18 protein-coding genes are annotated in these 17,756 nt (G+C 58.9%); 10 read left to right on the top strand and 8 right to left on the bottom strand.

All coding sequences use genetic code 11. From position 1 onward, the window contains the following. Nucleotides 1-62: 62 nt before the first annotated feature. On the bottom strand, nt 63-500 hold the full coding sequence (locus TRL7639_RS02770) for a MarR family winged helix-turn-helix transcriptional regulator (RefSeq protein ID WP_085794265.1): 438 nt from the start codon (nt 498-500) through the stop codon (nt 63-65). A gap of 71 nt (nt 501-571) precedes the next feature. On the opposite strand from TRL7639_RS02770, the gene hmgA reads away from it, so the two are divergent. From hmgA to speB, 9 genes are all read left to right on the top strand, one after another. Further along, nucleotides 572-1,927, top strand: a complete 1,356-nt coding sequence (gene hmgA / locus TRL7639_RS02765; RefSeq protein ID WP_085794264.1) for a homogentisate 1,2-dioxygenase — start codon at nt 572-574, stop codon at nt 1,925-1,927. 111 nt (nt 1,928-2,038) lie between these two features. Further along, complete coding sequence (fahA, locus tag TRL7639_RS02760; RefSeq protein ID WP_085796224.1) at nt 2,039-3,298, top strand: fumarylacetoacetase; 1,260 nt, start codon at nt 2,039-2,041, stop codon at nt 3,296-3,298. Nucleotides 3,299-3,310: 12 nt separating this feature from the next. Beyond that, complete coding sequence (locus TRL7639_RS02755) at nt 3,311-4,261, top strand: MBL fold metallo-hydrolase (protein WP_085794263.1); 951 nt, start codon at nt 3,311-3,313, stop codon at nt 4,259-4,261. Nucleotides 4,262-4,399: 138 nt separating this feature from the next. Continuing rightward, nucleotides 4,400-6,010, top strand: coding sequence for an FAD-dependent oxidoreductase (locus TRL7639_RS02750; protein ID WP_085794262.1), 1,611 nt, complete (start codon nt 4,400-4,402; stop codon nt 6,008-6,010). Between the two features lie 5 nt (nt 6,011-6,015). Continuing rightward, entirely contained in the window at nt 6,016-6,216 is a 201-nt protein-coding gene (locus TRL7639_RS02745) for a DUF2783 domain-containing protein (RefSeq protein ID WP_085794261.1), read from the top strand. A gap of 3 nt (nt 6,217-6,219) precedes the next feature. Then, nucleotides 6,220-6,762 (top strand): VOC family protein, encoded by a 543-nt coding sequence (locus tag TRL7639_RS02740; protein ID WP_085794260.1) that lies wholly within the window; start codon nt 6,220-6,222, stop codon nt 6,760-6,762. A 147-nt stretch (nt 6,763-6,909) separates the two neighbouring features. After that, nucleotides 6,910-7,554 carry a maleylacetoacetate isomerase gene (maiA, locus tag TRL7639_RS02735; protein ID WP_085796223.1) on the top strand — a complete coding sequence of 215 codons (645 nt, stop codon included), beginning with the start codon at nt 6,910-6,912 and terminating at the stop codon, nt 7,552-7,554. 117 nt (nt 7,555-7,671) lie between these two features. Further along, entirely contained in the window at nt 7,672-8,616 is a 945-nt protein-coding gene (locus TRL7639_RS02730; RefSeq protein ID WP_235820239.1) for a cyclase family protein, read from the top strand. Between the two features lie 115 nt (nt 8,617-8,731). Further along, nucleotides 8,732-9,691 carry an agmatinase gene (gene speB, locus TRL7639_RS02725; protein ID WP_085794258.1) on the top strand — a complete coding sequence of 320 codons (960 nt, stop codon included), beginning with the start codon at nt 8,732-8,734 and terminating at the stop codon, nt 9,689-9,691. Here speB and TRL7639_RS02720 read toward each other — a convergent pair. Then, entirely contained in the window at nt 9,676-10,035 is a 360-nt protein-coding gene (locus TRL7639_RS02720) for an O-linked N-acetylglucosamine transferase family protein (protein WP_235820238.1), read from the bottom strand. The genes speB and TRL7639_RS02720 overlap by 16 nt on opposite strands. After that, nucleotides 10,007-10,495, bottom strand: a complete 489-nt coding sequence (locus TRL7639_RS23260) for a tetratricopeptide repeat protein (protein WP_165759734.1) — start codon at nt 10,493-10,495, stop codon at nt 10,007-10,009. The genes TRL7639_RS02720 and TRL7639_RS23260 overlap by 29 nt, the downstream gene beginning before the upstream one ends. A gap of 249 nt (nt 10,496-10,744) precedes the next feature. Between TRL7639_RS23260 and TRL7639_RS02710 the strand changes: the two genes are divergently transcribed. Further along, a complete protein-coding gene (locus tag TRL7639_RS02710; protein ID WP_085794255.1) occupies nt 10,745-11,074 on the top strand; it encodes a DOPA 4,5-dioxygenase family protein in 330 nt (109 codons plus the stop codon). Here TRL7639_RS02710 and TRL7639_RS02705 read toward each other — a convergent pair. The 5 genes from TRL7639_RS02705 to TRL7639_RS02685 form a co-directional block, all read right to left on the bottom strand. Further along, nucleotides 11,071-12,699 (bottom strand): acyl-CoA synthetase, encoded by a 1,629-nt coding sequence (locus tag TRL7639_RS02705; RefSeq protein WP_085794254.1) that lies wholly within the window; start codon nt 12,697-12,699, stop codon nt 11,071-11,073. The genes TRL7639_RS02710 and TRL7639_RS02705 overlap by 4 nt on opposite strands. A 122-nt stretch (nt 12,700-12,821) precedes the next feature. Next, nucleotides 12,822-14,552 carry a metallophosphoesterase family protein gene (locus TRL7639_RS02700; protein WP_165759733.1) on the bottom strand — a complete coding sequence of 577 codons (1,731 nt, stop codon included), beginning with the start codon at nt 14,550-14,552 and terminating at the stop codon, nt 12,822-12,824. Beyond that, the gene (locus TRL7639_RS02695; RefSeq protein ID WP_085794252.1) at nt 14,549-16,039 is read right to left on the bottom strand and encodes a tripartite tricarboxylate transporter permease; all 1,491 of its coding nucleotides are present in this window, start codon (nt 16,037-16,039) and stop codon (nt 14,549-14,551) included. Before TRL7639_RS02695 ends, TRL7639_RS02700 begins: the two co-directional genes overlap by 4 nt. Nucleotides 16,040-16,043: 4 nt before the next feature. Beyond that, a complete protein-coding gene (locus TRL7639_RS02690) occupies nt 16,044-16,526 on the bottom strand; it encodes a tripartite tricarboxylate transporter TctB family protein (protein ID WP_085794251.1) in 483 nt (160 codons plus the stop codon). Nucleotides 16,527-16,546: 20 nt separating this feature from the next. Further along, entirely contained in the window at nt 16,547-17,752 is a 1,206-nt protein-coding gene (locus TRL7639_RS02685) for an ROK family protein (RefSeq protein WP_085794250.1), read from the bottom strand. Nucleotides 17,753-17,756: the final 4 nt, after the last annotated feature.

Raw genomic sequence — 17,756 nt, 5'->3', positions numbered from 1 at the left:
TTCTTTTTGTCTCCTGCGATATGTGCATTCACATCGCGTTTGGACAGCCCCGCGCCGCGGGTTCAATCCAATCCGGCCAGCCGTCTGAGCATCATACGCATCAAGGCCACCTCTCCGGTGGTGAATTGTTTGCCAAGTTGCGCTTCATAGGCCTCGGCCTCTTGGCGCAACTCGCGATAGACGGCCAGACCGGCGGGCGTCAACGTCAAACGCTCAGATCTGCGGTCGTTCTCATCACGTGTACGTGTAAGGTATCGACGCTGGCTCAACTTGGCTACGGCGCGGCTGATCTTGGTCTTATGCATGACAGCACGCTCGCCTATGTCCTTGGCGGTCATCTCGCCATAGTTGCCCAGATGGAACAGGACCCGCCATTCGGTCCGCAGCATCCCATAGCGATTCTTGTAGGTGCGCTGAAACCCCAAGGAACTCTGTTCTGCGGCCAAATTCAGCAGAAACGGCATGAAATTCCGCAAATCAAAGTCGTCTTTTTCAGTCATTTTCACTCTCCTTCTTCTTGTTAGTTACAAAATCAACTATTATTCGACAAGTCAGAACGGAGGAACGCGCGATGAATCGTCCAACCGACACACATAATTTTGTTCAGGCCACATCGGCCACGGGCACGACGGAAGGCTACATGCCAGGCTTTGGAAACGACTTTGAAACCGAAGCCCTGCCCGGTGCGCTGCCCCAGGGCATGAACAGCCCGCAGAAATGTAACTATGGCTTGTATGGAGAACAGCTGAGCGGCACGGCCTTTACCGCCAACCCGCCGGAACGGACCTGGTGCTATCGCATCCGCCCGTCAGTCAAGCATTCGCACCGCTATGAAAAGATCGACCTGTCGTATTGGAAATCGGCCCCTTGCGTTGACCCCGATGTCATCAGCCTGGGCCAATACCGCTGGGATGCAGTACCGCATTCCGACGAGGGGCTGACCTGGCTGACAGGCATGCGCACCATGACCACGGCCGGCGATGTGAACACTCAGGTCGGCATGGCCACGCACATCTATCTGGTGACCCAGTCGATGGAGGATGACTATTTCTTCTCGGCCGACAGCGAGATGCTGGTTGTCCCCCAAGAGGGACGCCTGCGCTTTGCAACCGAGTTGGGCATCATCGACGTCGAGCCCAAGGAAATCGCCATCCTGCCGCGTGGCCTGGTGTACCGGGTCGAGGTGCTCGAAGGGCCCTGTCGCGGCTTTGTCTGCGAAAACTACGGTCAAAAGTTCGAGCTGCCCGGTCGTGGACCGATCGGTGCCAACTGCATGGCGAACCCGCGTGATTTTAAGGCACCGATTGCAGCGTTTGAAGACCGCGACGCGCCATCCACCGTCACCGTCAAATGGTGCGGTCAGTTTCACACCACCAAAATCGGGCATTCGCCGTTGGATGTGGTGGCCTGGCACGGCAACTATGTGCCGTACAAATACGACCTGCGCACATACTGCCCGGTTGGCGCAATCCTGTTTGACCACCCGGACCCGTCGATCTTTACCGTGCTGACCGCACCGTCAGGCCAGCCGGGAACGGCCAACATCGACTTTGTGCTGTTCCGCGAACGTTGGATGGTGGCGGAAAACACCTTTCGCCCGCCGTGGTACCACAAGAACATCATGTCCGAGCTGATGGGCAACATCTACGGTCAGTACGACGCCAAGCCGCAGGGCTTTGTTCCCGGCGGCATGAGCCTGCACAACATGATGCTGCCACATGGTCCCGACAAAAACGCGTTTGAGGGCGCGTCAAACTCGAACCTGGGCCCCGAGAAGCTGGACAACACCATGTCTTTCATGTTCGAAACCCGCTTCCCTCAGCACCTGACTGGATTTGCCGCCACCGAGGCACCATTGCAGGATGACTACATCGACTGCTGGGAAGACATCGAAAAGAAATTTGACGGTACGCCCGGGAAGAAGTGAAGGTGACAGGGGGCGCTGCCCCCCTCTTGCCCCGATGGGGCAAGTTCCCCCGCCGTATTTGGAACAAGAAGAAACATGGGGGACGCTCCCCCGCACCGAAAGGACAAGACATTGCCTTTGATGACAACCTGGGTGAGCTCGGCCAACGACGCCAACCACCCGTTTCCGCTGAACAACCTGCCATATGGCGTGTTTTCAACCGAAGGTTCCGATCCCCGCTGCGGCGTGGCAATCGGGGATATGATCCTGGACGTCACAGCAGCCGAAGCCGAGGGGTTGATCTCTCTGTCGGACGAGCCGCTGTTCGACCTGCCGTTCTGGAACGTTCTGATGGAAGAAGGCCCCGCCGTCTGGGCCGCGTTCCGTGAGCGTCTGACCTCTCTGCTGGCCGAAGGATCTGATGAGCAGGACAAAGTGGAGCCGCTGCTGATTGCCGCTGCTGAAGCCGATCTGCACATGCCGTTTGCCGTCAGCGAATACACCGATTTCTACGCCGGCAAGCAGCACGCACAAAACATGGGTGCGATCCTGCGCGGCTCGCCCGACCTGCCCGCCAACTGGCTGCACATCCCGATCGGCTATAACGGTCGCGCCTCGTCCGTTGTGGTTTCGGGCACGCCCATCCACCGCCCCAATGGTCAGACCAAGGCGCCGGATGCGGATATGCCGTCTTTTGGCCCCTCCAAGCGGTTGGACATCGAGTTGGAAATGGGTGCCATCGTCGGCACCGGTTCGGACTTTGGTCAGCCAATCACCGTCGATCAGGCCGACGCCATGATCTTTGGCTATGTCCTGCTCAACGACTGGTCGGCGCGTGACATCCAGGGCTGGGAATACCAACCACTGGGTCCGTTCCAGGGCAAGGCGTTTGGCACCTCGATCTCGCCTTGGATCGTGACAGCGGCGGCGCTGGAAAGCTTCCGCACGCCGACCCCGCCGCGTGACAAGGAACTGCTGCCCTATCTGAACGGCAGCAAGGATGGCCTGTATGACATCGAGCTTGAGGTGCTGATGCAGCCCGAAGGCGCAGAAACAGCGTCCGTCATCGCAAAAACCAATTACAGCCGCATGTATTACTCGGCCGCCGAGCAGCTGTGCCACCACGCCATCGGCGGGTGCGAGATGAACGCAGGCGACCTGCTGGGTTCCGGCACAATCTCCGGTCCTGAGCGCGAGGAATACGGCTCGCTGATGGAGCTCAGCTGGGCCGGGCGCGAACCCTTCGCGCTGGAAACCGGTGAAACCCGCGGTTTCATCGAAGACGGCGACACACTGACCCTGCGCGGCAACGCCCGTGGCGACGGGTTCACCATTGGCTTTGGCGACTGCACCGGACAAATCCTGCCCGCCGTCAACTGGCCCGCAGAATAAGGAAACTGACCCATGGCAAAAGCTTTCGCGTCCCAAGGGGACATGTCCGAAAAAAAGATAACCTTTGATGAGATCGGCGAAGGGCTGTACGCCTTTACGGCCGAGGGCGACCCGAACTCGGGCGTGATCATCGGCGACGACAGTGTAATGATCGTCGAGGCGCAGGCCACCCCGCGCCTGGCAAACAAGGTGATCGAATGCGTGCGTTCTGTGACGGACAAACCGATCACCCATGTGGTGCTGACGCACTATCACGCGGTGCGGGTACTGGGGGCGAGCGCCTTCAACGCGCAGCAGATCATCATGTCGAACACCGCCTACAACATGGTGCTGGAGCGCGGGCAAGAGGATTGGGACAGCGAATTCCAACGCTTCCCCCGCCTGTTCGAAGGTCACGAAAGCATCCCCGGCCTGACCTATCCGACCACCACATTCACCGATCAGATGACTGTTTTCCTGGGCAAGCGCCGGGTCGACATCAAACAGATCGGCCGTGCTCATACCGCCGGTGACGCGGTGATCCACGTGCCGGATCAGAACGTCATGTTCACCGGCGACATCGTCGAATACCACTCGGCCTGCTATTGCGGAGACGGGCATTTTGCCGATTGGGGCCAAACGCTCGACAACATCAAGGCGTACGACGTGGACGCCATCGCGCCGGGTCGCGGCGACGCTCTGGTGGGCAAAGAGATGGTGAACGCCGCCATCGAAAACACCCGCGATTTTGTCGAAAGCACCTATCGCCCGGTTCAGCGCATCGCCGCTCGCGGCGGCTCGCTGAAAGAGGCATGGGACGCGGTGCGCGCCGAGTGTGATCCGAAATTTGCAGACTACGCCATCTACGAACACTGTCTGCCCTTCAACGTTGCCCGTGCCTATGACGAGGCCCGTGGCATCGCACACCCGCGTATCTGGACCGACAAGCGCGATCTGGAAATGTGGGCCGAGCTGCAAGGCTGAGGCACCTGCCGGGGCGTCTTTGATCCAGATCGTGTCGCCCCGGACCGAAACGTAAGACCATGAACCATCACTCCCGGCGGGTCGCTGCCGGGACCCAGGAAACTTGTGCCTCGCGCACTGTTTGAGGGGGGAGAGCCCATGAACAAGATTTTCGAAGTTCCACTCTATGCCTACGACCGCAGCCCGGATCAGGACGCGCCCGCGCCGGTTCGGCACAAGGTCGCGGTGATCGGCGCCGGCCCTGTTGGCCTGGCCGCAGCAATTGACCTGGCTCAGCAAGGGATCGAGGTTGTCGTGTTGGACGACAACGACAAGGTCAGCTTTGGCAGCCGCGCCATCTGTTTCGCCAAACGCCCGCTGGAGATCCTCGACCGTTTGGGGTGTGGCCAGCCGATGGTCGACAAAGGGGTTCAGTGGAACCTGGGCAAGGTGTTCTTTGATGACCGCCAGGTCTATGACTTCAATCTGCTGCCCGAAGAGGGCCACGCCCGCCCGGCCTTCATCAACCTGCAACAGTATTACTTCGAAGAATACATGGTGAACCGGGTCCGCGAATTGCAGGAGCAAGGCGCGCCGATTGAGATCCGGGGCCGCAACAAGGTCGAAGCGATCGGCACCCACCCCGACCATGTAAAGCTGGAGGTCGAGACGCCCGAAGGGTCTTACACACTCGAGGCCGATTGGCTGATCGCCTGTGACGGCGCCGGATCGCCCACGCGCCGGATGCTGGGTAAGGACTTTGTTGGCCGTGTATTCGAAGACAACTTCTTGATCGCTGATGTGATCATGGACGCCGATTTCCCGACCGAGCGCTGGTTCTGGTTCGATCCGCCCTTCAACAAGGGACAGTCGGCGCTCTTGCACAAACAGCCCGATGGGGTCTGGCGCATCGACCTGCAGCTGGGTTGGGATATCGACAAGGAGCGCGAAAAGCGTCCCGAGAATGTGATCCCGCGACTGAAGGCTATGCTGGGTGAGGAAGTCCAGTTCGAGCTGGAGTGGGTCAGCATCTACACCTTCCAATGCCGCCGGATGGAACAGTTCCGCCACGGCCGCGTGATCTTTGCCGGGGATGCAGCGCATCAGGTTTCACCCTTTGGCGCGCGCGGTGCCAACTCTGGCCTGCAAGACACCGACAACCTGATCTGGAAGCTGAAACTGGTGATGGAGGGCAAAGCGCCCGAAAGCCTGCTCGACAGCTATGACATGGAGCGGGTCCATGGCGCGGACGAGAACATCCTGAATTCGTCGCGTTCGACCGACTTCATCACGCCCAAATCCGAAATGAGCCGCATACTGCGCGACGCCGTGCTGGACCTGAGCGAACACCACGAATTTGCGCGCCCGCTGGTGAACTCGGGCCGCCTGTCGGTACCCTGCACCTATGATGGCTCGCCGTTGAACTCGGCCGACGCACTCGATGGCCCGGCCCGTACACGGCCCGGATCGCCCTGCCCCGATGCGCCGCTGGGGGATGAGTTCCTGCTGCCCAAGCTGGCGGACAAGTTCACCCTGCTGACCATCGACGCGGACGCACCTGATCTGATCGAAGAAGACGGCGTCGAAGTCACCCGCCTGGCGCTGTCGATCAAGGATGACGCGACCTTGGCGCTCAAGGAACGCTACCTCGGCGACAACGACAGTGGTGTTTACCTGATCCGCCCGGATCAGCATGTGGCCGCCCGCCGACCCAGCTTTGACGAACCGCAAATCCGCGCCGCGATCCGTCGCGCCACAGGCAAGGAGTAACCCAGATGGATGACCTGATCCTGACCCCGAACATCGACGGCGCAGATGATTTCTACGCCGAGCTGCTGGCAACCCACGAGGGCCTGGACAAGGCCGACAGCGACGCGCTGAACGCGCGGCTGGTGCTGGTGCTGGCCAACCACATTGGAAACCGCGCGATCCTGACCCAAGCGCTGGCGGCTGCCGCGCTAAAAGAAGAGGTTTGATACATGAAAGTCGAAAAGATTCACCACGTCGCCTATCGCTGCAAGGACGCGAAAGAGACGGTGGAATGGTACGGCAAAATGCTGAACATGGATTTCATCCTGGCGATTGCCGAGGATCACGTGCCGTCCACCCACGAACCCGATCCCTACATGCACCTGTTCCTGGATGCGGGGGACGGCAACGTGCTGGCGTTCTTTGAATTGCCTACCAAACCGGAAATGGGCCGCGATCCGAACACACCGATCTGGGTTCAGCACATCGCGTTCAAGGTCAAGGACCGCGAGACCCTGATCGAGTTCAAGGAGCACCTTGAGGCCAACGGCGTCGATGTTCTGGGTGTCACCGATCACTCGATCTTTCACTCGATCTATTTCTTTGATCCCAATGGTCACCGTGTTGAACTGGCCTGCCCGGATCCCGAAGAAGAGGCCATGCTCAAGCGCATGGACGAGGTAAAGTGGGACATGCTCAACGAATGGTCCGTGACCAAAAAGGCGCCCAAACACGCCGACTGGCTACACGCCAAGGAGTTGGACAAAGTCTGACCACCCCATCAGCCACTTGCCCATACGCCGGTGGCCGTTTTCTATGATCTGCGGCAGGCGCATTTTCTTTGAAAGAAAATGGTACGGAATTTTTCAAAAATTCCGCCGCTTGCCGCAAATGACACGCGTCAAGGCAAGGGAAACAGCATGAGTGAAACCGTCCTTTTCGACTACTGGAGATCATCGGCCAGTTACCGGGTGCGCATTGCGCTAAACTTGGCCGGCATCGCTTATGAGGCGGTCTCGGTTGATCTGGTAAAAGGCGAGCACAGATCGGCTGAGCATCTTGCGCGTAATCCCCAAGGCTTTGTACCCGTGCTCGAGATCGACGGTTTACGCCTGACACAATCCTTGGCGATCCTGGACTACCTGGATCAGACCCGCGATCTGGGCCTGTTGCCCAAAGATCCGGGTGCCCGCGTGCAATCGCAGGCCTTGGCGCATTCCATCGCTGTCGACATCCACCCGGTGTGCAACCTGCAAGTGGCAAAACATGCTACAGCTCTCAGTGGCGGCACCGACGACATGCCCGGCGAGTGGATGACCCATTTCATTCGCCCGGGTTTGCACGCGTTCGAGACCTTGCTGCAGGCTTATGATCAGAAGCCGTTTTGCACTGGTGCCACCCCAAGCTTGGCGGACATCTGCCTGATGCCACAACTCTATAACGCCCGCCGCTGGGGGGCCGATGTCAGCGATATGCCCCGGCTTTTGGGCGTGGAGGCAGCTTGCAACGCACATCCCTCATTTGCTGCGGCCCACCCTGATCGCTGGGCACCTACCGAAACGTGACGTTAGGGCAATTCCACCTATACGATGGTTTCCCAAACCCCTTCCCTTTGTGAACCGCGAAGCCATGCTAAGGTTTTCTGGTTCGGAGTTTTCCCGAACCAATTGGGAGGAAGACCTTTGAAGACATCTATATTCGCAGGATTTGCCTGCGCCATCAGCCTTGCAACCAGCACCTGGGCCGCCGATTGCACCCCGTCGAAATGGGGTGAAGGCGACGAATTGGGTTCAGCTAATCTGGTGAGCCCGGAAAACACGCTCAAGGCCGCCGCGCTGATCAAACAGGGTAAATCAACGCCGCTTGGCATCGTGATCGATTCCAATACACCCGCTTTTCCGCCGCGCTCGCTCAGCCTGCAAGTGGTGCAACCCAACCAACAGGGCGGCCAAAAGCTGAACGCCTTTGGCTATCCTGGCAACTACAACGATGACCTTCTGCAGACCTGGGTCGGCATCGGCAGCCAGATCGATGGGCTGGGCCATCTGGGCGAGGGAGGATTCTATTACAACTGCGCCGACGAGAAAGAGATTTCAGCCATCACTGGCCTCACCAAACTGGGTGTCCACAATATCCCGCCATTGGTTGGTCGCGCCGTCATTCTGGACATGGCGAAGCATGCCGGGAAGGAATACCTGACCGCAGGCGAGCACTTTGGTGAAGAAGAGATCAAAGCCGCCGCCGAGGCACAAGGCGTCAGTATCGGCAAAGGTGACATCGTTCTTTTCCACACCGGCTGGACCGAGAACACGCTTGAAGCCGACCCAACCGCCTGGGTATCGGGCGAACCCGGCATCAATGTCAGCGGTTCGCGCTATCTGGCCTCGCTCGACGTGATGGCCGTAGGGGCCGATACATGGGGCATCGAACCCGTACCACCAGCGCCGGGTGACGGAGCATTCTACGGTCACGTAATCCTGCTCAAAGACCACGGCATCTACATCCTGGAAACCATGAACACCGGCCCGGTGCTGGCCGACGGTGTCAACGAGTTCATGTTCGTTCTGGGTCAGGCCCGCATTCGCGGTACCGTCCAGATGATTATCAACCCGGTCGCGTTGTACTGAATATCAACCGTCGGGGGCTGCATTTTACCCGGCCTCCGACGCATTTTGACGCTTTCGAACTGTTCTTGCCCCAGTTCAGCAGTCTAGGCTGCGTAAAAACAACGGGGACCAAGATATGGCCAAACACGGTTACGACAGCGGACGGTTGAACCTGCCTTTTGTGGGCATCTGCACCTTTGGGAAATACCCTTACATTGAGGACTGGGATCAAATCGACGCGGATGTCGCCGTGATGGGCGCTCCGTTCGATTTCGGCACACAATGGCGATCCGGTACGCGCATGGGGCCACGCGCGATCCGCGAGGCGTCCACCTTGTTTTCTTTTGGCCACGCCGGGGCCTACGACTTTGAGGATGACGTAACCTATCTGGATCCGGCCAAGGTCACCATCGTCGATATTGGCGATGCCGACATCGTCCACACCGACACCATTCAAAGCCATGCCAACATTGAACACGGCGTCCGCAAGATGCTGCAGGCGGGCGCTTTGCCGGTGGTCCTGGGCGGCGACCATTCGATCAACATCCCCTGCATCAATGCCTTTGACGATCAGGAGCCGATCCATGTGGTGCAGATCGACGCACACTTGGACTTTGTCGACGAGCGTCATGGCGTGCGCTATGGCCATGGCAACCCCATGCGCCGTGCCGCCGAAAAGCCTTATGTCACTGGCCTGAGCCAAATCGGCATTCGCAATGTATCGTCGACCGCCAAAGACGGGTACGAGGATGCGCGGTCGATGGGGTCGGACATTCAATCGGTCCGCCATGTCCGCAAGATGGGGATCGAGGCGATGCTAAAGCGCATCCCCGAAGGCGCACGGTACTACCTGACGGTCGACATTGACGCCTTTGATCCATCGATCGCACCCGGCACCGGCACACCCAGCCATGGTGGTTTCATGTACTATGAGGTGCTGGAACTGATCGATGGATTGGCACAGCGGGGTGAGATCGTGGGTATGGATCTGGTCGAGGTTGCACCGGATTATGACCCAACGGGCAGCACTTCGATCCTGGCGGCGCAGCTCTTGATGAATTCTATTGGACGCATCCTGCATCATCGCGACGTGTGATCCATGACGGCAAAATCCTGCGGTGGCAGACCGGCTCGCCAACGATCAGTCGCCTGACGAAAAGCCGTCTCTAAATTCCGGACATAGCGGCCGGCATCGAAGAGCGAGCAGCTTTGGCGCGCGGTGTGCAGCTTGGCCTGGAGCGCCTTTAGCTGCTCTGGCTCGGTTGCCAAGCGCAGGGCGAGCGCCTCGTAGGCGGCATCGCTGTCCGCGACCAGCTGGGGCACGCCTGCCGCTTGCACCAGGCTGGCACCGACGCGCGCAGCAAACTGCTGCCCCGGTCGGGTGATCATCGGCACCCCGGCCCACAATGCATTACTGGCCGTCGTGTGGGCATTGACCACAAATGTGTCCAGGCACAGGTCGGCCAGCCGGCGCCAGGACGCGGGCCCTTTCAAAATACCCGATGGCCGCAGCGAACCGACCGAAATCGGCAAGCAAATTCCCGCAATTTTTCAACGCGGTAAGATCGCGCGGATTCTGTTCAAGTGCTTCGTCGTACAACCCCAGCGCCGCCTCGTCGTGACCCTGCCAGCGCTGCGCGTCTCCCAATCCAGTCAACCGCGCACTTGCCGACGGATCAAGCTTGCGCGCTTGACCAAAAGCCAACTCTGCCTTGGGATAGCCTTTCAATTTCAACAGCGTATTGCCCAACAAAAGCCAAAGCGAATAGGCCTGCGGAAAACTCTCGATCAACTGCAGTAGCTGCGCATGCAAATCAGCATAACGCCCTTGGGCAAACGCGTGGATCAATTTGGCATGGTTCTGCTGCGGTATCTCTTGCTGCTGCACAAGCGCATCCAAGCGTTTACGGACCGAGGTATTCTTTGGGTATTTTTTAGGAACGCGTCGCATAGTGCAACTGCCTGATCCGGCGCCCCTTTCTTGACCAACGATCGCGTCTTTTGCAGTACCTGATTGGCCGACATCTGATCTCCAAGTTCTATCTGTGCCACACTTGCATAGAGCGGTGTTGCTAAGGCCTCCTCAATTCGTGACTTGACGTTGCAAGGTGCGGACCTGTCAGATCACACGATAAAAGCAGGAGCCGACATGCCCGAGATCAAAGGTTATCATGCCCACGTCTACTTTGACGCAGACACCGTGAGCACCGCCCGCGCAGTTTGTGAAGAAGCGGCCCGGCTTTTCGATGTTCAGATGGGGCGCATGCACGAACGCAATGTGGGCCCCCACCCGCGCTGGAGCTGCCAGTTGGGATTTGGGCCCAAGGTGCTGGACCAAGTGTTGCCGTGGCTAATGTTGAACCGGCAAGGGCTGACCATCTTTACCCATCCCGACACCGGCGAACACCTAAAGGATCACCGGGATCGGGCGGTTTGGATGGGCGAGTTGCTAGAGCTCGATCTGTCGATTTTCGACTAAAGCGCCCGTGCCTGATCGCGCAGAACGAACTTTTGGATCTTTCCGGTTGAGGTCTTGGGCAAGCTGCCAAACACAACTGTCTTTGGCGCCTTGAAATGGGCCATGTGATCGCGGCAGAAGGCGATGATTTCGTCGTCGGTCGCCTCTTTCCCGGGCTTCAGTTCGACAAAGGCGCAAGGTGTCTCACCCCATTTGTCATCTGGGCGCGCGACCACGGCTGCCTCCATCACGGCGGGATGCTTGTACAGAATATCCTCGACCTCGACAGACGAGATGTTCTCGCCCCCTGAAATGATGATGTCCTTGGAGCGATCTTTCAGCGCGACATAACCATCGGGGTGCATCACCCCCAAATCGCCACTTGCAAACCAACCACCCTTGAACGCCTTGTCAGTCGCCTCGGGGTTCTTGAGATAGCCTTTCATGACGATGTTCCCTTGCATGAAAATCTCGCCCATCGTCTCGCCATCGGCCGGAACGGGTTCCAACGTTTCGGGATCGGCCACCATCAGACCCGAGAGTGCGAGGTATTTTACCCCTTGCCGTACCTTGAGCGCTGCACGGTCCTCTGCCGGATGCTCGTTCCACTCGTCCTTCCAGGCGCAGACGACAGACGGACCATAGGTTTCGGTTAAGCCATAGACATGGGTGACCTCGACCCCCATGCCTTCCATATTCGCGATCACGGCGGCCGGCGGTGGAGCACCTGCCGTCATCACTTTGATCTGGTGGTCAAAAACCTTCATCTCATCCGGTGCGTTGGCGAGCATATTCAGTACGATGGGCGCGCCGCAGAAATGGGTGACCTTCTCTTCGCGGAAGGCCCGATAGATCGGCTCGTCCCGCACGGCGCGCAGGCAGACGGATACTCCGGCATTGGCCGCCATGGTCCAAGGAAAGCACCAGCCGTTGCAGTGGAACATCGGCAGGGTCCACAGATACACGGAATGCTGCGGCATCCCCCAAGTCAGGATGTTCGATGTCGCGTTCAACGCCGCCCCTCGATGGTGATAGACCACACCTTTGGGGTTGCCGGTTGTGCCCGAGGTATAATTCAGCGTGATCGCGTCCCATTCATCCGCGGGCAAGGACCAATCAAACGCCGGATCGCCCTCGGCCAGCAGCACGTCATAAGTCAGTGACCCCAGCTTCTCACCCCCATCGAAGCTGTCGTCTTCGATGTCGATCACCAACAGATTTGAACTGTCGAACTGCGTCAGCGCCTCTTTGACAACGCCAGAAGACTCGGGATCAACCATCAGCACCTTGGCTTCGGCGTGCTGCAAGATAAAAGCCACGATCGGTGCATCCAAACGAGTGTTGATCGCATTCAGCACAGCCCCCGTCATAGGGATACCAAAATGCGCTTCATACATCTCGGGGATATTTGCGGCGATGATCGACACGGTATCGCCCTTGCCGATCCCACGCTGGTGCAGAGCACTCGCCAGTTGTCGACAGCGATCATAGGTCTCAAGCCAATTCTGACGCCGATACCCATATACCAACGCGGGATAGTCCGGATAGATCAGCGCGGTGCGCTCAAGATAGCTGAGCGGGGACAAGGCCGTATGATTGGCCCGGGTCTGATCCAGATGTTGCTCGTAGATGTTTGGCTGCGCCATGACCTCTCCCCTTCAAGACCGCGTTTTTGCAGGTGCAAAGATAATGATCACAGGAAAGGCGCAACGCCAACCTCAAGTTGGCGTCAGACCGCAGGTCGTTTGCGACCCGAAGTCACAGGTGCTCAATCGCGAGACAAGGTCAATGACCGACCCGCAGGGGTCAGATTACCCAGGCGGTCGATCAGCCCATGGCGTGGGTTGTAACCGCGGTCGAGGGTCTCGAACGTATCCAGCATCACGGTGACGCGCGGGTGCCGCGTCCGGCCACGCACCAGCTCGGCCACGCTTTCGACAATGTAATCATCATCGAAGTTGGCGGTTGCAGGGCTGCCAGTCATCAGTTGAACTGCCACGGCCCCCTCGATCCCGCGATGTTCAAACGCGTCCTGAAGGCCACCAATCTTGCCCAGCCAATCGGCTCGCCAACCTACGGCGAAGACCGGGCGCAAGGGCAAGCCGGTGTCGGCCAGGGCGTCCAAAATTTCGGCCCGACGCGCGTAACGATACCCGGTCCAGACGTTGTGAGCATAGATCTGCCCTTCGACTGCGTTGTCGGCCGAAGTTGCGGCTCGGCTGACGTAAAGAGGCACATTCGCCACTTTCATCAGCGCCTTTGCAATCTCTTTTACCCGTACCAGATCCGGTTCGACCTGCACGATCTCAAGCCCGGCGAGTGCATCGCGATTTTCCGCGATCAGCGCCAACATGGCATCATTGGGCATCGAAGTTGTGAACATGTGGAAGCGAAGACCGGTCGCCGCAAAGTCCTGAACCCGGCGCAGGCTTTCGGGGCGCGCCAGGTCGGCCAGCGGCGTGCGGACTGTTTCGATCCCCATCTGCCACAAGCGCAACAACGGGTAGTCATTGCGTGCCCGCTTGCGTGAGAACTCCTCCATCGCGCCGGTGTAAGGCAGATCGCGGCTCTGATACCAAGCGTGGCGCATGAACGGCACAAGTCCGGATTTCGCGGGCGGTTTGCGCTGGCTCATATCCACGACGGCATCGGATTCGGCACCGCCTGTGGGAACAAATCGAAGCCGGTGCCCATCGGCTAGAACATCGACCAGCATAATCCCGAACTTGCCACGGTCATTGCGGCCAAACTCGGCCTCGGGGCCTGCGTTGTAGAGCTCGGCAAAATCCTGGCGGGTAAAACTGGTGGCAGGCAAGCAGTAGAACTTTGTCTCACCAACGCGATTGAAGAAGAACTGATGCACATGGCCAGACAACACCGCCTCGACCCCGTGCCGTTTGATCACCTCGAGCAGCCGCGCGCGACCCTCGAGCCCATAGTTGTCATAGTGCTCGTCCTCATCCACCGCATCGATGAAGAGCGGATAGTGCGAGAACAGAAAGGTGCGCTTGTCGGTGGCCAGCACTTCTTCAAGCCAATCGAACTGTTCCTGCTCGGTCTCCAGCCCGCTGCCAACGATGGACGAGTTGATCAGAACGAAACGACAATCGCCGTGATCTACGCAAGACCACTGCTCGCCGAACTGGCCGGAATACGCGGTAACTGCCTCTGGTGTCACTGCTCCAGCAGGAGAGGCATCATGCGGTTTGTCGCCAATATCATGGTTGCCCGGAACAAAGTGCAGGTTGGGTTCGAGACAGGCAAAGACCCGGCGCGCCTCCTGACACGCCGGTTCATAGGCCGACATATGCGGCAAGGGGTGCACCATGTCACCCAGGTGAATGGTCAAAGCCGGTTCCTGCGCTGCCACAAGTGCCGCCGCCACCTCGGCCCGCGCGTTGGCCTTGTTGTTCACCGCATAGGGAGACGACAGGTCGCCTTCGGGCGCGCGGATGTGTGTGTCGGTGAAGACGGCAAACGTGAACAGCGGATCGGTCAAGACAGTGGCACCTCGGTTTTGACGCCGCCCACGCGCTGCCAGATCAGCAGCCCGATGGTCAACGCGGTCAGCCCCCAGAATACCCAGCAAATCGTCGAGCTAAAGAAGATACTGTAATCCCCCCTCGAGATCGTCAGAGACTGGCGGAAGTTGTCCTCTAACAGCGGCCCAAGGATGAAGGCAATTAGGAACGGCGCCGCAGGGATCGCCATCTTGAGCATCGCATAACCCACCAGCCCCATCACCAGCATGACGCCGACATCATAGGTCGAGTTGTTGACGGCATAGGCGCCAAAGACACACAGGATCAGCACGATCGGGAACAGCACCCGCTGCGGGATGTCCGCAATCTTGGAAATGATCCGGATCGACGCCTTGCCCACGATCAGCAGGTAGAACGAGCTGAGCATGATACCGATGAAGATGGCATAGATCAGGTCGATGTTCTGCTGGAACATCAGCGGCCCCGGCCGCAGCCCGTGGATCATGAAGGCCCCCAGGATGATCGCGGTGATGATGTCACCCGGAATGCCGAGTGCCAGAAGCGGGATCATCGTCGCACCAGCCACGCCGTTGTTGCCAGCTTCTGCTGCGGCGACGCCTTCGATCTCACCCTTGCCGAAGTTTGCCTTGTTCTTGGATGTCCGGCGCGCCTCGGAATAGGACAGAAAGGCCGACGGCGCCCCGCCGATACCCGGAACCGCGCCCAGAATAACCCCGATGAACGAGCCGCGAATGATCGATTTCAGACAGCTTTTGAAATCCGTCCAGCTTGCCCCGATGCCGGCGAGTTTGGATTGTTCCAGCTCAACATCCTTCTTGACGAAGTAGTTGATGATTTCGGGCACCGCGAACAGGCCGATCAGAACGGGGATGAAGTTCAAGCCGCTCATCAGGTTGACGTCACCAAAAACGAACCGGTTGGTGCCGTAGAGCAGATCCAGACCCACAGTAGCCAAGAGCAGGCCCAGACCAGCGGCGCCCAGCCCTTTGAGCAGTTGATCCCCAGACACGCCCGCGATGATGGTCAACGAGAAGACAACCAGCGTGAAGACTTCGGGCGACTGGAACTTAAGCGCGAAGCTCGCCAGAACCCCAGCAAACAGGATCAGCGAAATGTTCGAGATGAAGTCCGCGACGCAGGATGCATATAGCGCGATATCGAGGGCGCGACGTGCCTGCCCCTTGCGCGCCAGTGGATAGCCGTCGAGCACGGTGCATGACGCGGCAGGGGTACCTGGCGCGTTGATCAGGATCGCGGTGATCGAACCGCCATAGATCCCGCCCTTGTAGACTCCCAAAAGCAGCAAGATGCCGGTGACGGGTGGCATGGAAAAGGTGAACGGCAGCGTCAGCGCCACCGCCATCGGGGTTGTCATGCCGGGGATCGCGCCCACGACCGTTCCGACGACCACGCCGATGAACAGCACGATGACATTGTCGATCGACGCAAACAGGGCAAAGGCATTGGCCAGTGTATCCAGCATCGGTTCAGATCCTTATCAGATAGGGTTCCAAGGGGCCCGACGGGATCGGGATCCCCGCGACCTTGGCAAAGAAGAGGTACAGGCCAAGCGGCAACAGGATCGAAACCAGCACCAGCACCTTGGGAGAGCGCTCCCCCGCCAGCATCATCAGCGCACAAAGCGACAGCATTGCACCCACGATAAAGCCCAGAACGGGAAGCAACAGATAGAACACCGCCATGATCCCCATTGCGACGGGCACCTTGGCATAGGGTGCAAGCCCGACAGACGGCGCATCGTCTGACGAACGCCGCACGCCCAGAACCAAAATGGCCGCACCGATAAGCGCGATCACATAGCCGATCAGCTTTGGATAATACGATGGAGAGGCTGCTGCGAAGGGCACCTTCCGTGGCTCGTCGACACCCACCGGTATCAACACAAAAATCAACAGCAACCCGAGCGTCAGAAAGACCGCCCCTGCTATGATGTCCGAAGATTTTGACATGTTTCCTCCCTTCGGTTCCTTTAGTCCGCCTGCAGGCGATCCAAATCCAATTCGCTGGAGAACAAGAACCGCTCCAGCGCATAGTTGATGACAGCAGTGTTCGAGGTGACTTGACTGACCAGCAGTTCAAAGTCAGGTTCTGTGACCCGCAACGACCGCAAATGATTGCGCGCACCTTCGACAAAATCTGGCTGACGACCAGTTTCCCCGGCCAGGATGATGCTCGAAGGCCCCAAAAGCGCAGCTACGGCATCCAGTCCAAGCGCCATGCGCTGACCTGCCTCAAAAAACGCACGCTTGACCTCTCCATCCCCGTCTTCGGCCATTTGCAGTGCGCGGGCCAAAGCTGCCGCCTTGCGGCTGCTATCGCGTGCCGGTTCCAGTTTACCGGCCGCAATCAGTTGGTCGACGACGGCAAATCCTGACGCTGTGCTTTCCAGGCACCCTTTACGACCGCAAGCACACGGACGACTGTCTCCTGCAAAGGCAAGATGCGCGATATCACAAGAAGCCCCGGCCAGTTGAACACCGCCCAACACCGCAGCGGCCCCGACACCAAGACTGTTGTTGACCAGAACCAGATCGCTCTGCCCAGCTCCTTGCCCGCGAGCCATTTCAACCTGCAGCAGCGATACGGCGCGCACTTCGACACTGACGGGCAAACACATGTTTTCTTCGATCAGCTGCCCCACGGGTACGCTGGTCCACCCCAATGGCGCGGATGTTACCACCCCGTCGACACAGTTTCGACTGGCCGCCGCAACCATCACACCGACGCCAATGATGCGATTCGACTCAAGACCCAGTTCGGCAATCATGGCATGCGCGGTTTCGCACAAAGCGCGCAAAACCTCTTCGGCGCGAGTACGGCTGATGTGCAATTGGCGCGTCTCGATCTCAGTGCCTGAAACATCCGAAACACCCACCGAAAGGCGGTTGGCCGTGACCGTGAACCCAAGAACAAATGCCGTGCTCTGAGCCATGCTCAGCGTGACCTCTTTGCGACCAGTTTTCCCTTTGGATTGAACACGCTCGCCTTCGACCAGCAGCCCGGCCTCAATCAGCTCGCGGGTGATGCGCGAGACCGCCGCCCCGGTCAACCCGGTGTGCTTGACCAGCTGCAAACGGGTTGTCCCGCCTTGCAAGAAAACCGTGCGCAAAATCTCCTCTCGATTGGCGCGCCGAATGCCTGCCGTGGAAAGTGTGTTTGGCAAAGTGTCTTGCATTTGT

Source organism: Falsiruegeria litorea R37 (assembly GCF_900172225.1).
In the GTDB taxonomy this organism is placed as follows: Bacteria; Pseudomonadota; Alphaproteobacteria; order Rhodobacterales; family Rhodobacteraceae; genus Falsiruegeria; species Falsiruegeria litorea.
The sequence above is the reverse complement of the archived record's forward strand: the minus strand, read 5'-3'. Positions and strand labels throughout refer to the sequence as shown.